At 57.0% G+C, this 22,602-nt stretch carries 28 protein-coding genes; 3 read left to right on the top strand and 25 right to left on the bottom strand.

The window, feature by feature from the left end; all coding sequences use genetic code 11:
* The first annotated feature begins 17 nt into the window (after positions 1–17).
* Positions 18–503 (top strand): DUF2062 domain-containing protein, encoded by a 486-nt coding sequence (locus ACXWTF_RS04285; protein WP_461713770.1) that lies wholly within the window; start codon positions 18–20, stop codon positions 501–503.
* Here ACXWTF_RS04285 and ACXWTF_RS04280 read toward each other — a convergent pair.
* Both ACXWTF_RS04280 and ACXWTF_RS04275 read right to left on the bottom strand, forming a co-directional pair.
* Positions 500–1,249, bottom strand: a complete 750-nt coding sequence (locus ACXWTF_RS04280) for an ATP-binding protein (RefSeq protein ID WP_461713769.1) — start codon at positions 1,247–1,249, stop codon at positions 500–502. The genes ACXWTF_RS04285 and ACXWTF_RS04280 overlap by 4 nt on opposite strands.
* A complete protein-coding gene (locus tag ACXWTF_RS04275) occupies positions 1,239–1,973 on the bottom strand; it encodes a 5'-methylthioadenosine/adenosylhomocysteine nucleosidase (RefSeq protein ID WP_461713768.1) in 735 nt (244 codons plus the stop codon). Before ACXWTF_RS04275 ends, ACXWTF_RS04280 begins: the two co-directional genes overlap by 11 nt.
* A gap of 139 nt (positions 1,974–2,112) precedes the next feature.
* Between ACXWTF_RS04275 and dbpA the strand changes: the two genes are divergently transcribed.
* Both dbpA and ACXWTF_RS04265 read left to right on the top strand, forming a co-directional pair.
* Positions 2,113–3,492: an ATP-dependent RNA helicase DbpA gene (gene dbpA, locus ACXWTF_RS04270; RefSeq protein ID WP_461713767.1), complete on the top strand. Its 1,380-nt coding sequence runs from the start codon at positions 2,113–2,115 to the stop codon at positions 3,490–3,492.
* Positions 3,489–3,941: a YaiI/YqxD family protein gene (locus tag ACXWTF_RS04265; protein WP_461713766.1), complete on the top strand. Its 453-nt coding sequence runs from the start codon at positions 3,489–3,491 to the stop codon at positions 3,939–3,941. Before dbpA ends, ACXWTF_RS04265 begins: the two co-directional genes overlap by 4 nt.
* Positions 3,942–4,016: 75 nt before the next feature.
* Here the strand turns inward: ACXWTF_RS04265 and ACXWTF_RS04260 are convergent, their stop codons facing one another.
* From ACXWTF_RS04260 to obgE, 23 genes are all read right to left on the bottom strand, one after another.
* Positions 4,017–4,778, bottom strand: coding sequence for a nitrilase-related carbon-nitrogen hydrolase (locus tag ACXWTF_RS04260; RefSeq protein ID WP_461713765.1), 762 nt, complete (start codon positions 4,776–4,778; stop codon positions 4,017–4,019).
* A complete protein-coding gene (fabD, locus tag ACXWTF_RS04255) occupies positions 4,775–5,713 on the bottom strand; it encodes an ACP S-malonyltransferase (RefSeq protein ID WP_461713764.1) in 939 nt (312 codons plus the stop codon). The genes ACXWTF_RS04260 and fabD overlap by 4 nt, the downstream gene beginning before the upstream one ends.
* 14 nt (positions 5,714–5,727) lie before the next feature.
* Entirely contained in the window at positions 5,728–6,492 is a 765-nt protein-coding gene (locus tag ACXWTF_RS04250) for a helix-turn-helix domain-containing protein (RefSeq protein WP_416768795.1), read from the bottom strand.
* A complete protein-coding gene (locus ACXWTF_RS04245) occupies positions 6,479–7,006 on the bottom strand; it encodes an FKBP-type peptidyl-prolyl cis-trans isomerase (protein ID WP_461713763.1) in 528 nt (175 codons plus the stop codon). Before ACXWTF_RS04245 ends, ACXWTF_RS04250 begins: the two co-directional genes overlap by 14 nt.
* 78 nt (positions 7,007–7,084) lie before the next feature.
* Positions 7,085–7,996 carry a tetratricopeptide repeat protein gene (locus ACXWTF_RS04240; protein ID WP_461713762.1) on the bottom strand — a complete coding sequence of 304 codons (912 nt, stop codon included), beginning with the start codon at positions 7,994–7,996 and terminating at the stop codon, positions 7,085–7,087.
* A gap of 9 nt (positions 7,997–8,005) precedes the next feature.
* Positions 8,006–8,551, bottom strand: coding sequence for an OmpA family protein (locus tag ACXWTF_RS04235; RefSeq protein WP_461713761.1), 546 nt, complete (start codon positions 8,549–8,551; stop codon positions 8,006–8,008).
* A 116-nt stretch (positions 8,552–8,667) separates the two neighbouring features.
* Positions 8,668–9,909 (bottom strand): Tol-Pal system protein TolB, encoded by a 1,242-nt coding sequence (gene tolB / locus ACXWTF_RS04230; protein ID WP_461713760.1) that lies wholly within the window; start codon positions 9,907–9,909, stop codon positions 8,668–8,670.
* 2 nt (positions 9,910–9,911) lie between these two features.
* Positions 9,912–10,691: a TonB C-terminal domain-containing protein gene (locus ACXWTF_RS04225; protein WP_461713759.1), complete on the bottom strand. Its 780-nt coding sequence runs from the start codon at positions 10,689–10,691 to the stop codon at positions 9,912–9,914.
* Positions 10,663–11,001: an ExbD/TolR family protein gene (locus tag ACXWTF_RS04220; RefSeq protein WP_461714568.1), complete on the bottom strand. Its 339-nt coding sequence runs from the start codon at positions 10,999–11,001 to the stop codon at positions 10,663–10,665. Before ACXWTF_RS04220 ends, ACXWTF_RS04225 begins: the two co-directional genes overlap by 29 nt.
* Before the next feature lie 56 nt (positions 11,002–11,057).
* Positions 11,058–11,633, bottom strand: a complete 576-nt coding sequence (locus ACXWTF_RS04215) for a MotA/TolQ/ExbB proton channel family protein (protein ID WP_461713758.1) — start codon at positions 11,631–11,633, stop codon at positions 11,058–11,060.
* A 9-nt stretch (positions 11,634–11,642) separates the two neighbouring features.
* Entirely contained in the window at positions 11,643–12,035 is a 393-nt protein-coding gene (gene atpC / locus ACXWTF_RS04210) for an ATP synthase F1 subunit epsilon (RefSeq protein ID WP_461713757.1), read from the bottom strand.
* 27 nt (positions 12,036–12,062) lie between these two features.
* A complete protein-coding gene (gene atpD, locus ACXWTF_RS04205; RefSeq protein ID WP_461713756.1) occupies positions 12,063–13,460 on the bottom strand; it encodes a F0F1 ATP synthase subunit beta in 1,398 nt (465 codons plus the stop codon).
* 10 nt (positions 13,461–13,470) lie between these two features.
* The gene (atpG, locus tag ACXWTF_RS04200; RefSeq protein ID WP_461713755.1) at positions 13,471–14,361 is read right to left on the bottom strand and encodes an ATP synthase F1 subunit gamma; all 891 of its coding nucleotides are present in this window, start codon (positions 14,359–14,361) and stop codon (positions 13,471–13,473) included.
* An 8-nt stretch (positions 14,362–14,369) separates the two neighbouring features.
* Positions 14,370–15,887, bottom strand: coding sequence for a F0F1 ATP synthase subunit alpha (gene atpA, locus ACXWTF_RS04195; RefSeq protein WP_461713754.1), 1,518 nt, complete (start codon positions 15,885–15,887; stop codon positions 14,370–14,372).
* A gap of 21 nt (positions 15,888–15,908) precedes the next feature.
* Positions 15,909–16,442, bottom strand: coding sequence for a F0F1 ATP synthase subunit delta (locus ACXWTF_RS04190; protein WP_461713753.1), 534 nt, complete (start codon positions 16,440–16,442; stop codon positions 15,909–15,911).
* Positions 16,442–16,957 carry a F0F1 ATP synthase subunit B gene (locus tag ACXWTF_RS04185; protein WP_461713752.1) on the bottom strand — a complete coding sequence of 172 codons (516 nt, stop codon included), beginning with the start codon at positions 16,955–16,957 and terminating at the stop codon, positions 16,442–16,444. Before ACXWTF_RS04185 ends, ACXWTF_RS04190 begins: the two co-directional genes overlap by 1 nt.
* 9 nt (positions 16,958–16,966) lie before the next feature.
* Positions 16,967–17,389: a F0F1 ATP synthase subunit B family protein gene (locus tag ACXWTF_RS04180; RefSeq protein ID WP_461713751.1), complete on the bottom strand. Its 423-nt coding sequence runs from the start codon at positions 17,387–17,389 to the stop codon at positions 16,967–16,969.
* Positions 17,390–17,520: 131 nt separating this feature from the next.
* Complete coding sequence (locus tag ACXWTF_RS04175) at positions 17,521–18,372, bottom strand: ParB/RepB/Spo0J family partition protein (RefSeq protein ID WP_461713750.1); 852 nt, start codon at positions 18,370–18,372, stop codon at positions 17,521–17,523.
* Between the two features lie 9 nt (positions 18,373–18,381).
* Entirely contained in the window at positions 18,382–19,164 is a 783-nt protein-coding gene (locus ACXWTF_RS04170) for a ParA family protein (RefSeq protein WP_461713749.1), read from the bottom strand.
* A complete protein-coding gene (locus ACXWTF_RS04165) occupies positions 19,161–19,796 on the bottom strand; it encodes a biotin--[acetyl-CoA-carboxylase] ligase (protein ID WP_461713748.1) in 636 nt (211 codons plus the stop codon). Before ACXWTF_RS04165 ends, ACXWTF_RS04170 begins: the two co-directional genes overlap by 4 nt.
* Entirely contained in the window at positions 19,777–20,685 is a 909-nt protein-coding gene (fmt, locus tag ACXWTF_RS04160) for a methionyl-tRNA formyltransferase (RefSeq protein ID WP_461713747.1), read from the bottom strand. Before fmt ends, ACXWTF_RS04165 begins: the two co-directional genes overlap by 20 nt.
* The gene (gene proB / locus ACXWTF_RS04155) at positions 20,682–21,452 is read right to left on the bottom strand and encodes a glutamate 5-kinase (protein ID WP_461713746.1); all 771 of its coding nucleotides are present in this window, start codon (positions 21,450–21,452) and stop codon (positions 20,682–20,684) included. The genes fmt and proB overlap by 4 nt, the downstream gene beginning before the upstream one ends.
* Positions 21,449–22,549, bottom strand: coding sequence for a GTPase ObgE (gene obgE / locus ACXWTF_RS04150; RefSeq protein WP_461713745.1), 1,101 nt, complete (start codon positions 22,547–22,549; stop codon positions 21,449–21,451). The genes proB and obgE overlap by 4 nt, the downstream gene beginning before the upstream one ends.
* Positions 22,550–22,602 lie beyond the last annotated feature (53 nt).

The following is a 22,602-nucleotide window of genomic DNA, read 5'->3' as shown; positions in this document are numbered from 1 at the left end:
TTGTACGGGGTGACGGCATGATCCGACGGTTTTTCAAACGCAGCCGCTTCAATGAAAAGTATGCCGACATCATTACGAAGTACAAGATCCCCCGTGCTTTTCTCAGCGTGAACAGACATGCAGTTGCAAAAGGCGTTCTCGTCGGCCTCTTCATCGCCTTTATCCCGATGCCCGCCCAGATGGTCGCCATCGTGCTGCTGCAGCCGCTTTTCCGCTTCAACCTGCCGCTTTCCATCGCCCTGGTCTGGATCACCAACCCCGCGACGATGCCCTTTATCTACTATGTCGAGTATAAGACCGGCGGTTTCCTGCTGGGCATGCACGATCTGCCCCACGTCGCCGTCAGCCTGGAGTGGTTTGAAGCACATTTCGAGGAGATCGTCGCACCGCTCTATACGGGCGCCCTCTTCTACTCCACCCTCTTTTCGGTGTCAGGCTACTACCTGGTCCAGCGCCTCTGGATCCTCTCCGTGCGGCGCCACCGCACCCGAAAGCATCGCTAGAGCGCGAAACGCTCCGGATCGAAGAAACTGTCGTCGGAGATATGGCCGAAGGCCGCGTTGATCGACGTGAAGAGATCGGGGTATTTGCCCTCCATCTCGGAAAGCATCGTTTTCATCTCGGCCCGGGCGTAGGGCATTTTGACGTCGAAACGCATGGAGGGGCACGCCTCGTCGCCGATGGTCGGCCAGTCGTTGTCGTGCGCGGCGGCCGCAAGCTGGCGTTCGCGCATCTGGATCAGCGGGCGGATGACGACGAGCCCGTTGTCCGCACGGTATTTCGGGGCGAGCGAACGCAGATGGCCGTTGTAGATCAGGTTCATGAAAAAGCTTTCGGCCGCATCGTCGAGGTGATGCCCCAGGGCCACCTTGTTGCAGCCGAACTTCTCCGCGGCGCTGTAGAGCGACCCGCGGCGCATCCGCGAAAAGAAGCTGCAGTACGAAGAGTTTTTGCGGATCTTCTCTTTGGCGGTGTCGTAGATGTTGGTATCGTGGATGTGGTGCTCGATGCCGTGGGAACGGCAGTGTTCGATCAGTGCGGAAAAATCCTCCCCCATCCCATAAGCAACGGTGACGGCGACAAACTCGAAGTTGAAAGGCGCGCGGCGCTGCTGCTCCTTCATGGCATGCACCAGCGTCAGGGAGTCCTTGCCGCCGGAGAGGCCGACGAGGATGCGGTCCCCCTCTTCGACCAGGTTGAACGCGGCGTTGGTACGGCCGAGCTGCCGCATGATTTTTTTACTGAGCATGGTTGGCGGCGATCTTCTCCAGCATCCCCATAACGAAACTGCTGCTGACCTGTGACGAATGTTTCAGAAATTCGTCGAAATCAAACGTCGCGTCCATATCCGCGGCATCACTGATCGCACGCAGCACAAAGAAGGGAACCTGCATCGCATCGCAGACGACGGCGACGGCCGCCCCCTCCATTTCGATGGCGTCCGCCTCGAACGTCTTTTCGATCCACGCTTTACGCTCTGCGTCCGCGATGAACTGGTCGCCGGTCGCAATGATCCCCCCTTTGAGTTCGATCCCTTTCTCCCCGGCAACGCTTCTGGCCATATGCAGGAGTTCGCGGGACGGTTCGACGTAGACCTTGCCTTCGGGCACATAACCGTGCGGATGACCGAACGCCGTGATATCAAGGTCGTGCTGGCACAGCTGCGTCGCGGCGATCAGATCGCCGATTTTCAGTTCGGGGTTCACGGCACCCGCCACCCCGGTGAAAAGCAGCATCTCGCAGCCGAACTTCTCCAGCATTGTCGCGGCGGTCAATGCTGCGTTCACCTTGCCGATCTTGCTGTAGCCCAGCACGATATCAAGCCCTTTGAAACGGGCTTCATGGTAAATGTTGCCGGCATATTCGATGTCGTTGTGCTTCTTGAAGTATTGGAGCAGCGGCTCGTGCTCCCCGGCGTCGAGGAAGGGCTCCACCTCTTCGATCATGGCCCCCATAATGGCTATTTTCATCATTCTTCCTGCATCGTAAAGTTGATGCAATTATAGCCAAAGCGCTTCAGAGCGCGGTAAAAGGCCGCGGGCCCGCAATACGTTACAATGGCATCACGCCTTCGGAAGACGTTCCCGAAGCATCCTGCCACAAAGAGCCGCCGTGACCTCCAAGCCTTTTACCACCCTTCCTCTGCCCGCAGCACTGCTGGAGACCCTCGATACCCTCGGTTACCGCCGTATGACCCCCGTACAGGAACAGAGCCTTCCGGCGTTGCTCGAAGGCCGGGACGCCGTGGTCCGCGCACAGACCGGCAGCGGCAAAACCCTCGCCTTCGGGATCGGTATGCTCCTGAATCTCAAAGAGGAAGAGAAGAACGTCCAGGGGCTTGTCCTCTGCCCGACCAGGGAGCTGGCGGAGCAGGTGGCGGGAGAACTTCGCCGCCTCGCACGCCACCGGCCCAATATCAAGATCCTGACGCTCTGCGGCGGGGTGCCGCTGGCCCCGCAAAGGGACTCTTTGCAGTACGGTGCACACATTGTCGTGGGCACCCCGGGGCGGATCCTCGATCATCTCGGGAAACAGACGCTGTCGCTCGCTTCCGTCCATACCCTCGTGCTCGACGAAGCCGACAAAATGCTTGACCTGGGCTTTCATGATGCTATCATCCAGATCGCCTCGCATCTGACCACCCCCCGCCAAAGCCTGCTCTTTTCGGCCACCTACCCCGATACGATCGCCGTCATCGCCACCGCGTTGCTGCGTGATCCTGTGACGGTGGAGGTGGAACACGTCAGCACGGAGGCAACACTCGCGCAGCACTTTTTCAGGGTCAAAGGAGAAAAGATCGACACTTTTCTCCGTCTCCTCGGGCGCTACGCTCCCGAATCCGCTGTCGTTTTCTGCAATACGAAGGCAGGGTGTGACGCCCTCGCCGAAGACCTTGCGGGACAGGGGTACGACGCGGCCGTGCTGCACGGCGACCTGCGCCAGGGGGAACGCAGCGAGGTGCTGACGCGTTTCGCCCTCGGCGGCGTACGGCTGCTCATCGCAACGGACGTCGCTGCCAGGGGGCTCGATATTAAAGCGCTGGGTGCCGTCATCAATTTCGACCTGCCCGAAAAACCCGAGACCTACCTTCACCGCATCGGCCGCACGGCCCGGGCGGGGAGCACCGGCATGGCGCTGACACTCTTTACCCCCAGGCAGCAGCCCGCCGCCGAACGTCTTGCGGCCGCCGGCAAGACCCCCTTCACCCCCGAAGACACTTCCGGGTTTTCCCCGGCAGACCCCGTCCACTTTCTCCCCGCTTTCGCCGTCCTGCGGATTGACGGCGGCCGGAAACAGAAGCTGCGGCCCGGCGATCTCCTCGGGGCCCTTTGTGCCTCCGGCGGTATCGACGGCAAAGCGGTCGGCAGCATCGCCGTCCACGACACCCTCGCCTACGTCGCCGTCGAACAGGGCGTCGCCGACACTGCCCTGCAGCAGCTGAACCGCGGCAAGATCAAGGGCAAAAAGTTCCGCGTCAGGATCGCGCAGTGACCGTTTACGTCGACGGGGATGCCTTCCCCAACCTCCTCAAACCCATCGTGGTACGCGCCGTCGAACGGGTGAAGCTGCCCCTGGTGCTTGTGTCGAACAAACCCGTCCGGCTGGGGGAGTCTGAGTGGATCGAAACGGTCATCGTCGAAGCGGGTGCCGATGCCGCGGACGACAGGATCGTCGAGCTGCTCTCCCCCGGCGACCTCGTCATCACGGCGGACATCCCCCTCGCCGACCGGGTCCTCGCCAAATCCGCCCATGCCATCGACCACCGCGGGGAGCGCTATACGCCCGACAACATCAAGCAGTACCTGGCGATGCGCAACCTGATGGAGACGATCCGCGACACCGGCGTCGTCACCGGGGGACCGAAACCCTTCGGTCCCAAAGACGCCCATGCATTCGCCAACGCCCTGCACCGGTTTCTGACCGGGAACGGTATGGCATAGCGGACCGAAAGAGAACAAAAGTACATATTGTGAAAAAAATGCGGCGGCACTGCCGCCGCGGTGTGGAGAGGGTATTCAGTCGATCTTGGCGAGCCACTTCTCGACGTCGTGCAGACGGTGGTCCGGGGTCACGCTGACCACGGCTTCATCAAAGAGCGGCAGCGTCTCTTCCGCTTCGCCGCGCGGCGTGATGACGCGGCTGCCGCCCCAGAAGCCCAGGCCGTCTTCGAAACCGACGCGGTTGACAAAGATGACGTAGGCGTTGGAGAGCTGCGCGAGGGATTTGAGCAGCGCGTCCCACTGCCCCTCGATGGCCAGGCCATCCGCTTCGAAACCCCGTGCCGGGGAGTTGGCGATCACGTAGACGAACTCCGGTTTGAGCGCCGCGACATCGGCCATCGTCTGGGCACGCCAGAGGTCCTCGCAGACCAGCATGACGCAGCGGCCGAATGTCGTCTCGAAGGCATCAATGCGCTCCCCCTTGAAGAAGTAGCGTGCCTCCTCGAACATCCCGTAATTGGGCAGGTGGAGCTTTCGGTGCACGTGCCGCAGTTCGCCGCCGCTGAAGTAGCACGCGGTGTTGTAGGTCCGTCCGTTCTCTTTGAGGGCCGCTCCGACGACAATGTCGCAGGCGAGGCTCGCTTTGGCCAGGGGTTCCAGTTCACTCAGCGTCCAGGCGTCCTCATAGACCTTGTCCTGAAGCAGGTAGCCGTTGAGCGCCAGTTCCGGGAAGACGATGACGTCGTTGCGTCCGGAATAGGCGGCCGCCAGCGCTTCGCACGTCTCGCGGTTCGTACGGTTCAGCCGGGGGGCGTTCTGGACAAGTGTGACGGTCATTGCAGTGCGTCGAGGGTAGCCTGGAGCGAATCCATGTCGAAGACGTTGAGGGTCTTCATCTCTTTGGCGATACGGCGGTTAAGGCCCGCAAGGACCTTGCCGTTGCCGAACTCGATAGCAAGATCGACGTCCGGGGCAATCGCGGCGACGGACTGCTTGTAGCGTACCGGGTAGATCAGCTGTTCGCTGAGCAGTTCCACCGCCTGCTGTTTCGTATGGTACGGCTTGGCGGTGACGTTGGAAATGATCGGCGCGTCGAAGGGGTCGTGCAGCACTTTCTCCAGCTCGGCCCGCAGCGGATCCTGCGCGGCGGAGAGCAGCGGGCAGTGGCTCGCGACCGACATGTTCAGCAGCAGGGCACGTTTCGCGCCGGCTTCCTTGAAAGTGGCTTCGAGGCTCTGAAGGTCCGGCTTCAGACCGGCGACGACCAGCTGGCCATCCTGGTTGTAGTTCGCGGGCCAGACCTGCTTGTTCTCTTTGTTGCGGGCGTCGGTACAGATCGTCTCGACCGCGGCATCGTCAAGACCGACGATGACCATCATTCCCGCCTCGACACCTTCGCAGGCACCCTGCATCAGCTGGCCGCGCTTGTGCACCAGCTCCACGGCGTCGAGGTAATCGATCGCCCCGGCCGCACAGACGGCGGACACTTCGCCGAGGGAGTGCCCCAGCAGCAGTGTCGGCGCCGTCGGGCGCGCCTCCTGGAAAAGCTTATAAGCCATCATCGACACCAGCAGGATCGCCGGCTGGGTATAGGCAGTCTGGTCGAGTTTCGCATTCTCCTCGAACATCAACGCTTTAAAGTCGACCCCAATGCGGTCACTGGCCTTCTCGACCATCTCTTTTGCATAATCCGACGCCTCGTAGAACGCCTTGCCCATACCGACACTCTGGCTCCCCTGTCCCGGGAACACCATCGCGATTTTCTGACTCATTTCTCCTCCTGTGTTTATGGTTCAAGCAGACCGAACTGCTCGTTTTCCGCAATTTTTTTGCGCAGGGTGTTGCGGTTCAGCCCCAGGCGCTCCGCCAGCTGCAGCTGCGATTTGAACTTGCGCAGCCCTGTGCGGATCAGTGGGACCTCGTAGAGGTGCAGGAACTTGCGGTAGTCGTTATGCGACCCCATCTGCGTCTGCAGGAAACGCTCCATCACCTGCATCACCTCGCTTTCGTTGACCCCGCCCATCAGGCGCTCGAAATAGATCTGTTTGCGCAGGGAGTAGGCGTTGTCGCTCAGGTCCGGCTTTTTGCCCGCAGGGGAGGCATCGGGGGTGAGATCGAAGATCCGGTCCGCCTCGGCATTGAAATGGCTGACAAGCAGTTCCACATCTTCGGGACGCTCCAGCAGCGGCGGCAGGGCGATCTTGACACTGAAGAATTCCCAGATGGCGTCGGAGAGGTATTCGGACGATGCCGTGGCAATCATGCGGACCTTCTCCGTCTTGACCCGCTCGAAGAGGAGCGTAATATTCGGACAGTGTTCAATATGCGTCAAAACAACTTCGTCATTGCTTTCAAGCGCATTGAGCACATTGTCAAAATCCCGTGCGTCCAGTACGACCGCGCCGGGCAGGATCACCCGTGCAAGCGTCTGTTTGCCTGTGCCCTTCGGTCCGCTGATAAGCGCATTGACCTGCAGGGTCTTGAGGAGTGTCGCCGTCCGCAGCGCTTCAGTCGAAGCGTGTGAGGCCGCCAGAAACTCAGTGGCAGCCACAGCTGTGCCCGCTGCCGCTGTCACTGCTGCAGCAACCGCCGTCGTCCACCTTGTTTTCTGCCGGAACGCCGCTGGCGATCTCGTCGGCAGTTGCGTCGCGAACGTCATTGATCGTCACGCTGAACATCAGATCTTTGCCCGCCATCGGGTGGTTGAAGTCTACGACAACGCTCTCGTCTTTGATCTCTTTGACGACAACCTGGACAGTACCACCGTCTTCACCCTGGCCGTAGAGCGTCATGCCCTCTTGCAGATCGATACCGGCGAACTGCTCTTTCGGAACGTCCTGAGTCGCTTCAGGGTTGTAATCGCCGTAAGCGTCAGACGCTTTGACGAGTACGTCGCCTTTATCGCCGGCTGCCATCGCCTGGATACCTGCTTCGAGGCCCGGAATGATCTGTCCTTTGCCGAACATAAAAACGAGCGGTTGACCGCCGATGTTGGAGTCAACGACCTTGCCGTCGGCCTGGACTTCATACTGAATGGATACGACTTGATTCGTTTCGATTGCCATAATATAACCTTTACAAAAATTTAGGGATTCTAACCCGATCTAACTATAGCGCGGCTGAAAAAGTGGCGCTATAGCTGCCTACAAAGTATTCAGAAGCCGTTCTGCTTCCGCTGCTTCACCGGAGGCAGGGTATTTAGCGATAAGTGACCGGAGAAACTTTTTCGCGTTTGCCGAATCACCGGTATGCATCATACATTCCGCACTGTGCAGCATCAGCGTGGGCATGAATGACGTTTTCGAAGCACGGGCCGCGCTCTCTTTGTAGTACGAGAGTGCTTTGGACCATGACTTGCGGTAGTGCCACATCTCCCCGATCATGAAGTGCGCATAGGCCGGTTTGTAGTTCCGACGGATCAGCTCCTCGTACATCGGGATGGCATCTTTGAAGAAGAGCTTGTTGTAGCTTGCCTTCGCTTCGGCGGCAAGCTCCTTGCTCGACTTCGATTCCAGGGAGGGCCCTGCCGCCGGGGCACTGACGCTTTTAAGGGTTTTTCCCAGATCGCGTTTGAAGGCGTTGATCTCGCCGACGAGTGCATTGAACTCATCCTTGGAGACGTAATTGGCGTTGATGCTGTCCACCTGCGTCGCCATGCTCTCCAGGAGCGTCTTGAGCGACGCGATATTCGCCTCGTCCGCCCGGAGCGCCTCTTCAAGCGCCGTGATCCTGGCATCGCGCTGCGCACCGACATCTTCGCCGGTGGTCAGTTCGCTGACTTTGAGCTTGTTTTCCTGGGTTTTTTCCGCCAATCCTTCGATGATCGTCTGCAAGCCGTCGATGCGTTCACGCAGACTCTGCAGCTGGGCGCTGTTCTCTTGGGATTTACGTTTGGTGTTTTTGAGGTTCTGACGGTTTTCGACAATCTTTTTTTCAGACTCCGTCAACCCGTATGGCGAGTCGCTGTCAAGATTGCCGGCACCGAAAACGGAAGGCTCAGACGCCTGCAGCTGAAGCAGCAGGGCGCCCGCCAGAAGGAGGGAAAGACGTTTCATCTTTTCCGATTACGGAAGGAGTTTGAAATCGTCGCGGCGGTTTTTGGACCAGCACTCCTGTGTTTTCTCGACACAGACCGGGTTGCTTTCGCCGTAGCTGACCATACTGATACGCTCGGCGTTCACACCTTCGGCGACCAGAGCGTCCTTGGCTGCTTTTGCACGTTTGAGGCCCAGAGCAAAGTTGTACTCGTCGCTACCCCATTCGTCACAGTTACCTTCGATCTTGATGTTGAAGGCTGCCGCTTTACCCTGCATCAGGGCCGCGTTTGTCTGGAGCTTCGAGGATGCTTCCATGCTGATATCGAATTTGTCGAATGCGAAGTAGATGGACTGCATCTGGCTCTCCAGTGCGCTCATCGTCTCTTCGCCGATCTCGATCGTGCTGTCGCTGACACCTGCGTTCTCATCGACAACGACCGTATCCGCGTCCGCCGCACTCTCCATCTGAGTGCTCTCTGCACCCGTCTGCGTCTCATCGATCGCCGGTGTCTTTGAGCTACATCCAGCCAACAACATCAGAACTACACTGCTGTATACCAACACATTTTTCATCACAATCCTTTGGGAAGTCCGAACAGAGCCTTTTACGAGGATGTCCACGAAATAATCCAGATGATTTTAGCAAAAAAAACTTAACAAGATATAGCAACCTGCTTTAAGTTTGCAGATTACCAGTCCAGAGACTGGATTTTTCCGCTTGCAAGGGGGAACAGAAAGTTCTTGTTCTGCGCCAGGCGGATCACCCCGATGGCGCTCTGCTGCTTGTAGTTCTTGATGTAGATGATCGCGTCGCCGTCGTTGGAGAAACGCGGGAACTCGTTGATACCGGTGGCGGTCAGGCGGCGGATAAAGTCCGTCTTCATCGAGATCAGGTGGAGGTTGAAAGTATTGGGCCCGAAGGCATTGTTCGTTTCACGGGCCTTGTAAACGACATATTCGTTGTGCGCGCTGCACGCGGAGTTGTCTTTACCGTAGAAGACAAGCTGCTCGATCTTCGCTTCACCCGGACGCTTGGCAAAAACATTCGGATACCCGAGGCGGTTCGAGATGAATACGACGCGGCCGTCGTTCATGAACTGGCCGTTGACATCGATACCGCCGTAGCTTGTCACGCGCTTGGCCGTCTTGGTCACCGTGTTGTACTGATAGATATCCGGCTGCCCCTTCGGCGCCATGGTGAGCAGCAGTTCACGCCCGTCTCGGCTGACATCGGAACAGACCATCATCCCGTCCGAGCTCAGCATCGCTTTGCGGGCACCGGTGCGTACGTCGATCTTGAAAAGCGTCGGTTTGTTCCCGCTGAGGGAGGTGTAGTAAAAGGCGGTATGCGCTTCGTCCGCCCATTTCGGGAAGACGTTGAGCCCGCCCTTGATCATGACATGCTGATAGGAGAGCGTATAGTCCGCAATGACGATTTCGCTCTCCATACGCCCCTTGAGGCGTGCAAAGATGATCTTGCGCTTGAGCCACTCCAGCGGTGCCTGGCCGAAGAAGTCGTTGATATCGTAGGCGATCGCATGGGCGACGAAGGGACTCATGCCCGTATTGGCCACACGGTAGCTTTTCTGCAGGACGACCTTGTCATCCTGGAACAGGCGGATGTCGGCGACGAAGGCCGCATCGTCGTCACGCAGGCGGAAACGCAGCGTGTAGTCCATGGCGCGGTTGAGCACCGAAGCGTTGTCAAAATGGGTCGTGGCGTAATGGTGATCGACATTGAAAAGCGTCAGAACGTTCAGGTCGCTCGAAAGCAGTCTGTAAAAACGTTTGGCCGGCGTACCCGTGAAATCGACCGAGGCATCCTCCACGGCAATGGACGGCAGGCTGTCGGCTTCTTTGACGACTTCAATGGTCGCATCGGCGGCGAACATCAACGTCACACTCATCATCAGTGCAATGAAAAAACGCATCGTTACTCCTTGGAGACCAGGCTGACGTCCAGCACGGCCTCATTTCCTTTGGGGTTTCTCTCGAACCTGACACGCTGCAGGCGCTTCTCCAGCTGGGCGACCTCCCGGTCGAAGAAGGATTCGCCCGAAGGGCGCAGCACTTTGAAGCGTGTCATCTTCCCGCCCGCCGAAATCCAGATGCGGATCAGTGAAACCGAACCTTCTGAATTGACCGGCGGGAAGAAGTTCTCGTAGATAGTGGCCTGTATTTTAGCGTAATACACATTGACTTCCGCGCCGCCCGATGCGCTCTGCCCGCCGGCCTCCTGCATAGGCTTGACAAGGTTCAGATTCTTGACCTTCTCCGCCGTTGCCGTCGTCTCGCGCTTTTTTGTCGTTTTGATCCGCTTCTGGAGATTGGCCAGCCGCTTCGTATCGAGTTTTTTCTGCGGATCAGGCCGTTTTGTATGCACGATCTTCTGCGTCTGGATATCCGAAAAGAGCGAGGAGATGTCCTCGACCGGTGCCGGGCTCTCTTCGGGCTCCGGGGTCGGCTCAGGCGCCGCTTCCTGTTTGGGCACGGGCTGGGGGGTGTTGTTCTGCTTGGAGGTCACCAGCGGCACGTCGACAAGCGAGACCGAAACCGTCGCACTCTTGGTCATGGCGTAACTGTGCATTTTGTCCAATCCCCGCAGGAGCTGGAAAAAAAGCAGTACGATCAGGACAAAAAGGACAACGGCATACAGACCGCCCAGGTAGAAATCCCGGGGGTCGTCAACCGTTGGTAGCGAGAGAGACTTCACTAAAACCTGCCTGTTTTACTGCCGCCAGTACCGACATCACCATGCCGTAATCAAGGGAACGGTCGGCACTGATGGTGACCGTTGATTTGGCATCGAGATTCTGCTCCGCAAAGCGGTAAAAGTTGTCAATGAACCCGAGACGGTCAAACTTCTCTTTGTTGACAAGAATGATACCCTCTTTCGTTATGACAATATGCACGGGGGGCTTTTTCGACATCTGCTGTTGCGCCGATCCCTGGGGAAGGTTGATCAGCTCTTCATAGACGATATTCGGAGCAATGACCATCAGGATCGCCAGAAGCACAAGCATGACGTCCACGAGGGGCGTAATGTTCAGTTCCGGGCGCTCATCCCAGTCGAAGACACTCACGCGGCGTCCGTCTCTTTCGCCATCAGGGCGTCGCGCTGCATCTGCAGCAGGCCCGTCAGCTCGTACGCACGACGTTTGAGGATCTGGTGGTAGGTGTACGCGAAGATCGCGACGAAGATACCCGCCGCCGTCGCGACGAGTGCGTCAGAGACGCCGGCGGCGATGACGGCCATCGTTCCGCTGGCGCTACCGATATTGTTGAAGGTGTCAAGGATCGAGACAACCGTACCGAACAGGCCGATAAACGGCGCCGTGGAGGCCACCACGGAGAGGATAGCCAACCCTTTGGTCGCTTCTTTCGTACCGGCGAAAAGACCCAGGTCGAAAAGTTCCGCGGAGAGACGTTTGCTGCTTTTGATAAAGTGGTTCAGGTAGGAGTTTGCTGCAATCCCCTGTGCACCCATCAGAAGCGATTCAAGGGAATCCGTCTCTTTGTCGACCCAGCGGTTGAGTGAAAGATAGCGGTAGAAAAAGGTCCAGTTTATTACGATGAAGTAGACGGCAAGCAGTGCCAGCACCGCGAGGGTGACACTGTTGCTTTTGAGATAGTAGTCGCTGAGCGAATCAAACATGATCGTCGCTTAGAGCAGTTTGTGTGCAGCCGATTCGATCTTGGCAGAGACCGAAGCCAGTGCCATTTTGGAGTCGGAGACGTCTGCCAGGAGTTTTTTCGCATCCTCGAGGACTTTGGCGATTTCGCTTTCGCCTTCGCCGCGGATCGCAACGGCACCGTCAACCAGGACCGTGACCTTTGATTCAGTCACCTGAACCACACCCCAGTTTACGACAATGGACTCGGTCCGCTTGTCTGCAGTGACGATGTCAATAACGCCGGCTTTGAGCTGCGTAGTCAAAGAGGCGTGGCGCGGCAGAACACCGAACTCACCCTCTTCACCCGGCAGCGTGACTTCGACGGCCTCATTGTCAAAAATGAGACCGTTCGGCGTGATCACTTCCAGTTTAAAAGTATCCATTACTTATTCCTTTTGCACTGAAAAAGATTACGCTTTGGCTTTTTCAGCTTTTTCGATCGCCTCTTTCATATCACCGACCATATAGAATGCGTTTTCCGGCATATGGTCGTATTCACCTTCGAGAATACCCTTGAAGCCTTTGATCGTGTCTTCGAGGGAGACATATTTACCCGGAGCACCCGTGAAGACCTCTGCAACGAAGAACGGCTGAGAAAGGAACTTCTCGATCTTACGTGCACGTTCAACCGTCGCTTTGTCCTCTTCGGAGAGCTCGTCCATACCGAGGATCGCGATGATGTCTTGCAGGTCTTTGTACTTCTGCAGTGTTTTCTGAACACCGCGTGCAACGCTGTAGTGCTCTTCACCGATGATCTGCGGGTCGAGCAGGCGGGACGTAGAGTCCAGCGGGTCGACGGCCGGGTAGATACCTTTTTCGGCGATCTTACGGTTCAGAACCGTCGTCGCATCGAGGTGGGCAAAGACAGACGCCGGCGCCGGGTCAGTCAGGTCATCTGCCGGGACGTAAACCGCCTGGACAGAAGTGATTGAACCCTTCGTCGTAGAGGTAATACGATCCTGAAGCGCACCCATCTCACGTGCCAGTGTCGGCTGGTAACCGACGGCAGACGGGATACGGCCGAGCAGTGCAGACATCTCGGAACCGGACTGCGCAAAACGGAAGATGTTGTCGATGAACATCAGAACGTCGAGGCCTTTTTCATCACGGAAGTATTCCGCCATGGTCAGACCCGTCAGGGCGATACGGTTACGTGCTCCCGGAGGCTCGCTCATCTGGCCGTAGCAGAGGGCAACTTTGTCCAGAACGTTCGAGTCTTTCATCTCGTGGTAAAGGTCGTTACCTTCACGGGTACGCTCACCGACACCGGCGAAGACGGAGTAACCGCTGTGCGCATGCGCAACGTTGTGGATCAGCTCCATGATAATGACGGTTTTACCGACACCGGCACCACCGAACAGACCGACTTTACCACCCTTCGCATACGGTGCGAGGAGGTCGACGACTTTGATGCCCGTTTCGAACATCTCTGTCTTCGTGCTCTGCTCGACGAGCGGCGGAGGATCGCGGTGGATAGACCACATCTCAGCGTCAGTGACCTGGTCGCCTTCGTCGATCGTTTCACCGATAACGTTGAAGATACGGCCGAGGACTTTTTCACCGACCGGAACTTTGATCGGAGCGCCGGTCGCGACCGCTTCTGTACCGCGGACGAGGCCCTCTGTCATATCCATGGCGATCGTACGGACACGACCGTCACCGAGGTGGGAAGCGACTTCGAGAACCAGACGGAACTCGTTGCCTTCCACGCTTGCTTTTACTTCGATCGCTTCATTGATCGCCGGGAGATTCCCGTCGAACTCAACGTCGACAACCGGTCCCATGACCTGAATAATTTTTCCAACCATTCGATTCCTCCTATTTCATCGACTCGACACCGCTGATGATTTCGATCAGCTCGGTCGTAATTGCTTCCTGACGTGCCTTGTTGAATTCGACTGTCAGTTTCTTAACCATCTCTTTGGCATTGTTCGTTGCCGCATCCATCGCCTGCATCCGTGCAGAGTGCTCCGCCGCGACCGAATCGATCAGGGCGTAGTACATGTTGTACTCTGCGTATTTCGTCAGCAGTGAATCGAGCATTTTCTCGCTGTCTTCCGCTTCCAGTTCCAGCAGGGAACCTTTGCTGACGTCCTGGCAGTCGAACTCATCCGTATCGACCGGCATAATGCGGTTGACGTGGAGTTCCTGCGTAATGACGTTCTTGTAGCCGTTGTAGACGACATAGACACCGTCGATCTTGCCCTCTTTGAAGTCCTGGATGGATGCATCCATGAACTCGGCGGCACGATCCATGTCCGGCGCTGAGCTCAGACCGATCTCTTCGTCGAGCATCTCCACCTGGTTGTAGGTGAAGAACTCGATCCCTTTTTTGCCGATACCGCGAAGGCGTACTTTCACCTTCTCGTCTTTAAACTCGGCCATCAGCTTGCGAACCGCTTTGATCGTCTGCATATTGAAACCGCCGCACAGACCTTTGTCGGCCGTGACGAAAATGATATCGACCATTTTCGGCGCTTCAATCTCGGAGAACGCACGGTTTTCGATACCGCCGATCTTCATACATTCGATCTGGCTGGCCAGTTCGGAGATCATGGCATTCGTTTTTTCGGCAAAAAGACGTGAGCGCTTTGCGAGCTCTTCCGCACGGCGGAGTTTCGCCGTGGAGACGAGCTTCATCGCACGCGTGGTCTTCTGCGTGCTAGAGACACTCTTGATCTTCCGTTGAATATCTTTTAAGTTGGCCATGATGGTCCTTACTCAGCGACGAAAGACGCTTTGAACTCTTCGATCGCTTTTTTCATCAGGGCACTCGTCTCATCATCGATTTTGGACGTAGAACGGATGTTCTCGAAAATCTGAGGATAAGAAGCCTCTACGAACGGATAGAGTTCCGCTTCGAACTTGACAACGCTGCTTGCCGGCAGATCGTCGAGGTAGCCTTCGTTACCTGCGAAGATGACCAGTGCCTGCTTCTCAGCTGTCAGCGGAGAGTACGGCGGCTGCTTGAGCACTTCGACCATGCGCTGACCGCGCTCGAGCTGCTTGCGGCTGACTTCGTCAAGGTCGGAAGCGAACTGGGCGAACGCCTGGAGCTCGCGGTACTGTGCCAGGTCGAGGCGCAGTGTACCGGCAACCTGCTTGGTTGCTTTGATCTGTGCCGCACCACCGACGCGTGATACGGAGAGACCGACGTTGATCGCCGGGCGGATACCGGAGTTGAACAGGTCTGTCTCGAGGAAGATCTGGCCGTCGGTAATGGAGATAACGTTTGTCGGAATGTATGCCGCAACGTCACCCGCCTGTGTTTCAATGATCGGGAGTGCCGTCAGTGAACCTGCACCTTTCTCATCGTTGAGCTTTGCAGCACGCTCGAGGAGGCGGGAGTGGAGGTAGAAGACGTCACCCGGGAACGCTTCGCGGCCCGGAGGGCGGCGGAGGATCAGGGACATTTCACGGTAAGCGACCGCATGCTTGGAAAGGTCATCGTAAACGATCAGACCGTGGCGTGCATTGTCACGGAAGTATTCACCCATCGTAACACCCGTGTACGGTGCGAGGAACTGCAGGGCAGCTGCTTCGGACGCCGTAGCGGAAACGATAATCGTGTACTCGAGTGCACCGTGCTCTTCGAGGCGGCGGACGACCTGAGCGACCGTAGACTCTTTCTGACCGACAGCAACGTAGATACAGACAACGCCGTTGCCCTTCTGGTTGATGATCGTGTCGAGAGCGACCGTCGTTTTACCTGTCTGACGGTCACCGATGATCAGCTCGCGCTGGCCGCGGCCGATCGGTACGAGTGCATCGATAGATTTGATACCCGTTGCCATCGGCTCATGGACGGATTTACGTGCCATGATGCCCGGGGCTTTCTCTTCGACGAAACGGTTTTCCGTTGCTTCGATCGGGCCTTTGCCGTCGATCGGCTCACCGAGGGCGTTGACAACGCGGCCCAGCAGTGCGTCACCGACCGGTACGCGCAGCAGCTTGCCCAGACGCTTGACGCTCATGCCTTCGCGCAGTGCACCGCTTTTACCGAGGATAACAACACCGACGCTGCTCTCTTCGAGGTTGAGGATGAGACCCTGAGTCCCGTCTTCGAATTCGACCATTTCACCGGCCATTGCATTGGACAGGCCATAGACCTGAGCAACACCGTCTCCGTAAGAGACGATCTTCCCTGTTTCATTAATATCGACGTTCAGTTCAAAGTTTTCAATACGTTCTTTGATGATTGAACTGATTTCATCTGCTTGTACTTTTGCTACCACTATGCTATCTCCTTTCCAAGATCAAATTGCTTTTAAGATGTGCTCAACGAGTTGAGCGTTCATGCGGCTCTTCGAGAGGCTGACTTCGACACCGAGGTCCTCCACTTCGACTTTGATACCGTCATAATCCGATGCGACGAAAGCGAGCGTAATCGTCGCATCCATCTTTTTACCCAGGTCGCTGCTCAGCGCCGCGAGAGTCGAAGCTTCGACCGCCGTGTTGCTGTAGACCTTGCCTTCAAAGGTTTTGTTCATCCCGGCCAGGGTGAGGCGGAGGGACTCCGCAATCGCCGGGATAACCGTCAGGCGCTTTTTCTCGACCAGCAGTTTGATCAGGTTGTTCACCGCGCTGCTGTTCGCACCCGCTACAATCGCGAGCAGGAGCTCCTCTTTCGCAGCGTCCCCGATCTGGGGATCGTTGATGATATCGGCAAACGCTTTCTCTTTATAAGCGTCCGCGAGGGCATCAAAAAGGATTTTCGTATTGGCCAGAGCCTCGGCATCCATCATGGAAATAAGGGCTTTGACGTAACGTTGTGCGATCATCGCTTCCATTAAGCCACCTTCTTCATAATGATGTCAGCCATCTTCTCTTTATCAAGGGAAGCTGTACTCTGAGCTGTGACATCCGAAAGGACGGTTTCGACCACGCCGCGAACCATCTGGCGCTCTGCGAAGCTCTCTTTGTCTTTCATCTGTTTTTCGAGAACGGTGATCTCGTTGGCAGACTGGACTTCAATCTGCTTCTTGAGAACCTCTTTCTCTTTTTCCGTTGTTGCCGTCAACTCGGCCGCAAAGGTTTTCGCCTCTTCAACCCGTGCTTCCGCAGCGACTTTTTCCGCTTCGGAGGCACGCAGTTTCTCCTGGATGCTGTTCAGACGGTCGGCGATTTCACCGGCACGGCCGGTAAAGAATCCCTTGACCGGCTTCGCCAGCAAATACCACAGGATTCCGGCGAAGATCAGGAAGTTGACCGTACGCGGAAGAATATCTGTCGCACCGTGCTCGGCACCGGACGAAGCAAAGAGCGATGCTGAAACGAACAGGGTCATTACCAACAGTTTTTTCATCATTTCTCCTTATATCTTGCTGATCTTGGCGTTAACAGCCTCGACGTAAGCCGGGACCTCTGCAGCAAGCGCTGAGCGGAGGTTATCGCGCTCTGTCGCAAGTTCCGCCTCAAAGGCTTCATAAGCTTTGGCCAGCTCAGCACGCTTGGCACCGATGGCGGCTTCCGCCGCTTTTTTTGCATCCGCAATCACTTTTTCCCGTTCCGCAGCCGCTTGCAAACGTGCTTCGCTGATAATGGAATCGGCCGTTTCGTTCAGTGCGCTGACTTCGGCGTCGTTAGAGCCGATTTCTGCCAGGTCGTTCTGAATGTCTTGGTCACGTTTTTCCATGAAAGCGAAGAGAGGTTTGTAGAGCATACCGTTTAGAACGGCGATAAGGATAAGGAAGACTACAGCTGTACTGATGAGCAGCAGTGGACTAATATCTAACATATCACCTCCTAAAAGTTGCGTGATTATACAACTTATAAATTAAAAACCCTGTTAAGTTGAAAGGTGAAAAAGCGAAAAAGGAGAAAAATTACAAAGAGGGGAAATTTTTTGGTTACAAAATAGTGCAGCAATCAGCCGAGGATGTCCAGAAAACGGGCAATCTCCTGCTCATCGCGGAAAGTGATGGTGATTTTGTTGCTTCCCGAGGCCACGGCGAAACCGCTGTTCGCGAGGGCGCTGCGCACCCCGCCGAGGTCGTAACCGGCTGCCTGCGGCTTCGGTTCCGCCCCCTGATCGCTCTCGCCGCGGCTCTTCAGCCGTTTGACCATCTGCTCTGTCTCCCGGACGCTGAGCTTCTGGCCGTGAATGGAATCGACCATCACCTTCTGCTCTTTGTCCGAGAGGCCGACGAGCACCTTGGCGTGCCCAGCACTGATCGTTCCCTCGACGAGGGCGGCAAGGCTTTTCTTGGAGAGCTGCAGCAGACGGAGCGTATTGGTAATGTGGCTCCGGCTCTTGTGCACGATCGATGAGAGCTCCTCCTGCGTCAGGCCGTGGAGGTTGATCAACTCTTCGTAGGCCTGGGCCAGTTCAACGATGTTGAGCTGTTCGCGCTGGATATTCTCGATCAGGGCATGCTGCCGCATCTGCGCCTCATCCAGCGAGGCGATGACGGCTCGGATCGTTTTGAGTTTCGCCAGCTTACTCGCGCGCCAGCGCCGTTCGCCCGCGACGAGGATGTAACCGTCGACATCCTCGACGAGGACGATGGGCTGGATCAGTCCGTGGGCTTTGATGGATGCGGCCAGTTCACCCAGCGCTTTTTCATCAAAATGTTTCCGGGGCTGGAAGGGGTTCGGACGTATCTGCGAGAGGGGAACCTCTACGACCTGGGCATTTTTGGGGATCTCGTGGTCGTAGGCCTCTTCAATCTCACCGAGCAGTTCGCCCAGACCGCGACCGAGGGATTTCGCTTTTGCCATACCCATCCGTTAGGCCAGGATCGCCTGGGCGAGATTCTGGTAGGCCATGGAACCGCTGGAACGCCCGTCGTACAGGACGGCCGGTTTGCCGAAGCTGGGGCTCTCGGCCAGTTTCACGTTACGCGGGATGACGATGCAGTCGTCCGTCTCGTCGGTGAAGAGCTTCTCTTTGAAGTGCTGGCGCAGATCCGCGAGGACCTGCTTGGAGAGGTTGTTCTGCGAACTGTACATCGTCGGCAGGAACCCCTTGATGGCAAGCGACGGGTTGATCGTCTTGCGGATCAGACGCACGGTGTTGAGCAGCTGCGCCAGACCCTCCAGGGCGAAGAACTCGCACTGGATCGGGATGATGACCGAATTCGAAGCGCTCAGGGCGTTGATCGTCATCGGGCCCAGGGCCGGAGGGGAATCGATGATGACGTAATCGTAGTGCTCTTTGACCTGCGCGATCGCCTTTTTCATGATCAGCTCGCGCCCTTTGCTCTGGCTCGAGTCGTAGTACTCTTTTTCCACCCCGACGAGACCGATATTCGACGGTGCGAGATCCAGCATCGGCAGTTCGGTCGTCAGAATGATGTCGCCGAGCTTTTTTGCCCCGATCAGCACGTGGTAGATATTGAACTCGTAGTCGTTACGGGTATATCCCAGCGATGTCGTGGCGTTGGCCTGCGGATCGGCATCGATCAGCAGCACCTTCTTCCCTTCAACGGCAAGGGATGCCGCGAGATTTACCGCAGTCGTCGTCTTGCCTACCCCGCCTTTTTGATTGGCGATTACAATTACTTCACTCATCGCTGGCTGTATATCCTTTGCCCGTCACACATCACTGATCCATCGTCGCACAACACCGCATTTTCTAAGGAAAATTTATGATGATTATTATGCGTTTGGAACCGTCTGCTTTTGTCAAATTCTAGCGCGTAAAGTCTGAAGATTTGCTTCCATTTTGGAAATCCTTCCACCCTTGAAAAATAGTCATTTAATAACTTTTCTCGTGAAATTTTAATATCCAGAACGCCGAACCCCTCCGGGGCATTTTCCAGGTTGAGCCCAATGCCGCAAACCAGGGTGTTTTGACGCAGTGTCGTGATCGTTCCGCCGATTTTTTGCCCTCCGACATAAAAATCGTTCGGCCACTTCAGCCACACCTTCGAACCGGCCTCTTCCAGAACGGATTTGAGCAGATATGCGAAATAGATGGAGGAGGATTCGAGCTTCAGATCATCAGGCAGCATGCTGCGTTCCACGGCAAAGGAGACGAAAAGATTCCCTTCAATCCCTGTCCAGCTGTTGCCCCGGCTCCCCCGCCCGGCATCCTGAACGTCCGCGACTACCGCTTGCGGCAGTGCCGCATCACCCGTTTTGAGCAGATCGACGAGGTAGCGCTGGGTGGAATCGACCCGTTCAAGCCAGCGTATCGTCAAGACCGAGCCGTTTCCCGTTGAGGTAGTCGATGACGGCCATCGCTTTTTTCGACGGCGGCTGGACCGTCTCGATCCAGAGCGCACCTATGCTGCAACCTACTTTCACCCGCGATTTCTCAACGGCAAGGATACGCCCCGGTGCAAAACTGCCATCTTCTTGTGCCAGATGCATCTTCGTCAGTTTGAGGCCGCCGGAGAGATAGACCCCCGGCCAGGGGGTGAAGGCGCGGTACTTGTTATAGAGGGAACGGGCATCGTCAAATACGACTTCGCCGTCTGCCTTGCTGATCTTCTTGCAGAGGCTCGCCTCGGCGTCGTTCTGCGGCACCGCCGTCAGGGCCGGGTAAGAACGCAGCACCTCCGGCGTCATCTCCGCGGCAAGGTCGGTCAGCCGTTCGAAAAGGGACCCGACCGTTTCATCGTCTCCGATGGCGATACGCTCGATCGTAAGTATGGGGCCCGTATCGAGCCCCTCTTCCATCAGCATTGCCGTCACACCGGTCTCTTGATCGCCGTTGAGCAGGCTCTGCTGAATAGGGCTCGCACCGCGGTACTGCGGCAGGATGGAGGCGTGCAGGTTGATACAGGGGGCATGCTCCAGCACCGCTTTGGGCAGGATCTGTCCGTAGGCGGCAACGACAATGTAGTCGCAGGGGATCGTCCGCAGCGTCTCAACCGTCGCCTCGTCGCGGAGACGATCGGGTTGGTAAACCGGGATGCCCGCTTCCAGTGCCACCGTTTTGACGGGCGGCGGTGTCATCACTTTTTTCCGCCCCACAGGTTTGTCCGGCTGGGTGTAGGCAGCGACGACCTCGATGTCATCCTGCGCAATCAGCGTTTCAAGGATCCGCGACGCGTAATCGGGAGTGCCCATAAAGATCACTTTCATACCGCTGCCTCCGGAGTAAAGAGCGTCCCGCCGCTCTGGGTGTCATGCAGCAGGAAGTTCTCAACATCTTCCAGCTCAAACCCGCTGGCCAGGAACATGCTCCGGCCGCGTTCAAGGAGGAAGTGTGCCGCTTTGAGTTTGGTCACGATCCCGCCGGTTGCGAAACTGTTGTGCGGCGTCACCTCCCTGGAGAGTTCCTCGGGGTTGATGGCATGCACCAGCGGCCGGACGCAGGCATCCTCGTGACAGTGCGGGTCTTTATCGTAATAGGCATTGATATCGGAAAGGATCACCAGCAGATCGGCGTTAAAGTGGTACGCCGTATAGGCGGAGAGTTGGTCATTGTCCCCCAGCACAAGCTCCTCGACGGCAGTGGCGTCGTTTTCGTTGATAATCGGCAGTACACCGTTCTCGATCAGGGTATCGATCGTGTTGCGGGCCTTCTCCGCCTGGCTCTGCGTATAGAAGTTGGCCGCCGTCACCAGGACCTGTGCCGGCAGGATCCCGTGTTTTTCAAACTTCTTCTTATAGCGGTTGAGCAGAAGGGGCTGGCCGATGGAGGCGAGGGCCTGCTTGTTCGCCAGGACGCTCTTGTCGAGTTTAAGCTCCGTATATCCCGCCGCCACGGCGCCGCTGGAGACAAGGATCACCTCGTAACGCGCTTTGAGGCGGGCGATGAGATCGACAAGGTTTTGCATCCGGTCGCGGGCAATGCGGTTGTTCTCGGTCAGGACGGCACTGCCGACCTTGAGGACAATCCGTTTCACGCGCGCTCCATCTCCACCAGTGTATGCAGCGCAAAGTTGAGCGGTTTGATGTTCTCATGGGCGACCGAGGAGATCGGGACCATGAAGAAGGGTTTTTCCCGGTCAAAACTCTGGGATTCATCGGAGAGATCCTGCTCGTAAAACGGCAGAGCGTCATCAAATCCGTAGCGGCTCTTCTGTGACGGGGATACGCCCACCAGCTTCATCATCTCCGCAATCTTCTCCTCGGCCTCCTCTTTGGAGAGGGCATCGACGCGGGTCAGGGCGATCGCGAAGGCGCGCGTGGCGAGCAGTTCGCTGAAACGTTCCAGCTCCTGCTGCAGCGTCTCATACTGGTAGGTCATCGTCATGTACGACGCCAGGTCGATCATGAAGAGCAGGGTCTTGGTCCGCTCGATGTGGCGAAGGAACTGCAGTCCGAGACCGCGTCCTTCGCTGGCGCCGTCGATGATTCCCGGGATGTCGGCCATGACGAAGGATTCGTAATCGCTGACTTTCACCTGCCCCAGTTTCGGCGTCAGGGTCGTAAACTCATAGTTCGCGATCTCCGGGGTCGCATTGGAGACCGTCGAGATGAGCGTCGATTTCCCGACGTTGGGGAATCCGACCAGGCCGACATCCGCGATCAGCTTCAGTTCCAGCCGGACCCGGCGCGTTTCCCCGGGTTCACCCGGCTGCGCATAGGTCGGCCGCTGGTTCGTCGAGGATTTGAAGTGGGTGTTTCCCAGGCCGCCTTTACCGCCCTGCAGCAGTTTCTGCTCCTGGCCCTCATGAACCAGGTCCATCAGGAGTTCGCCGGTCTCGGCATCGAACACCTGGGTACCCGGGGGGACGATAACAAAAAGCTTCGATGCAGACTTGCCCGTCATATTGGAGCCGAGGCCGGGACGGCCGTTTTCCGCCACCAGCTTATGCTTACCGTGATAATGGGCCAGGGTGTGGGTATTGTTATCAACGCGGAACCAGACATCCCCGCCCCGTCCGCCATCCCCGCCGTTCGGGCCGCCGTTGACGACGAACTTCTCGCGACGGAACGCTACACATCCGGCGCCGCCTTTCCCTGATGACAATTCCAATTCGATCTGATCGACAAACATGCATTAAATCCTTGTAGGGCTTCACTCAACAGAAGACTTGGACATCCGTTTAG

This window comes from Thiomicrolovo sp. ZZH C-3 (assembly GCF_054862725.1).
Note: the sequence above shows the minus strand (reverse complement) of the source record. Positions and strands in the feature narration are given on the sequence as shown.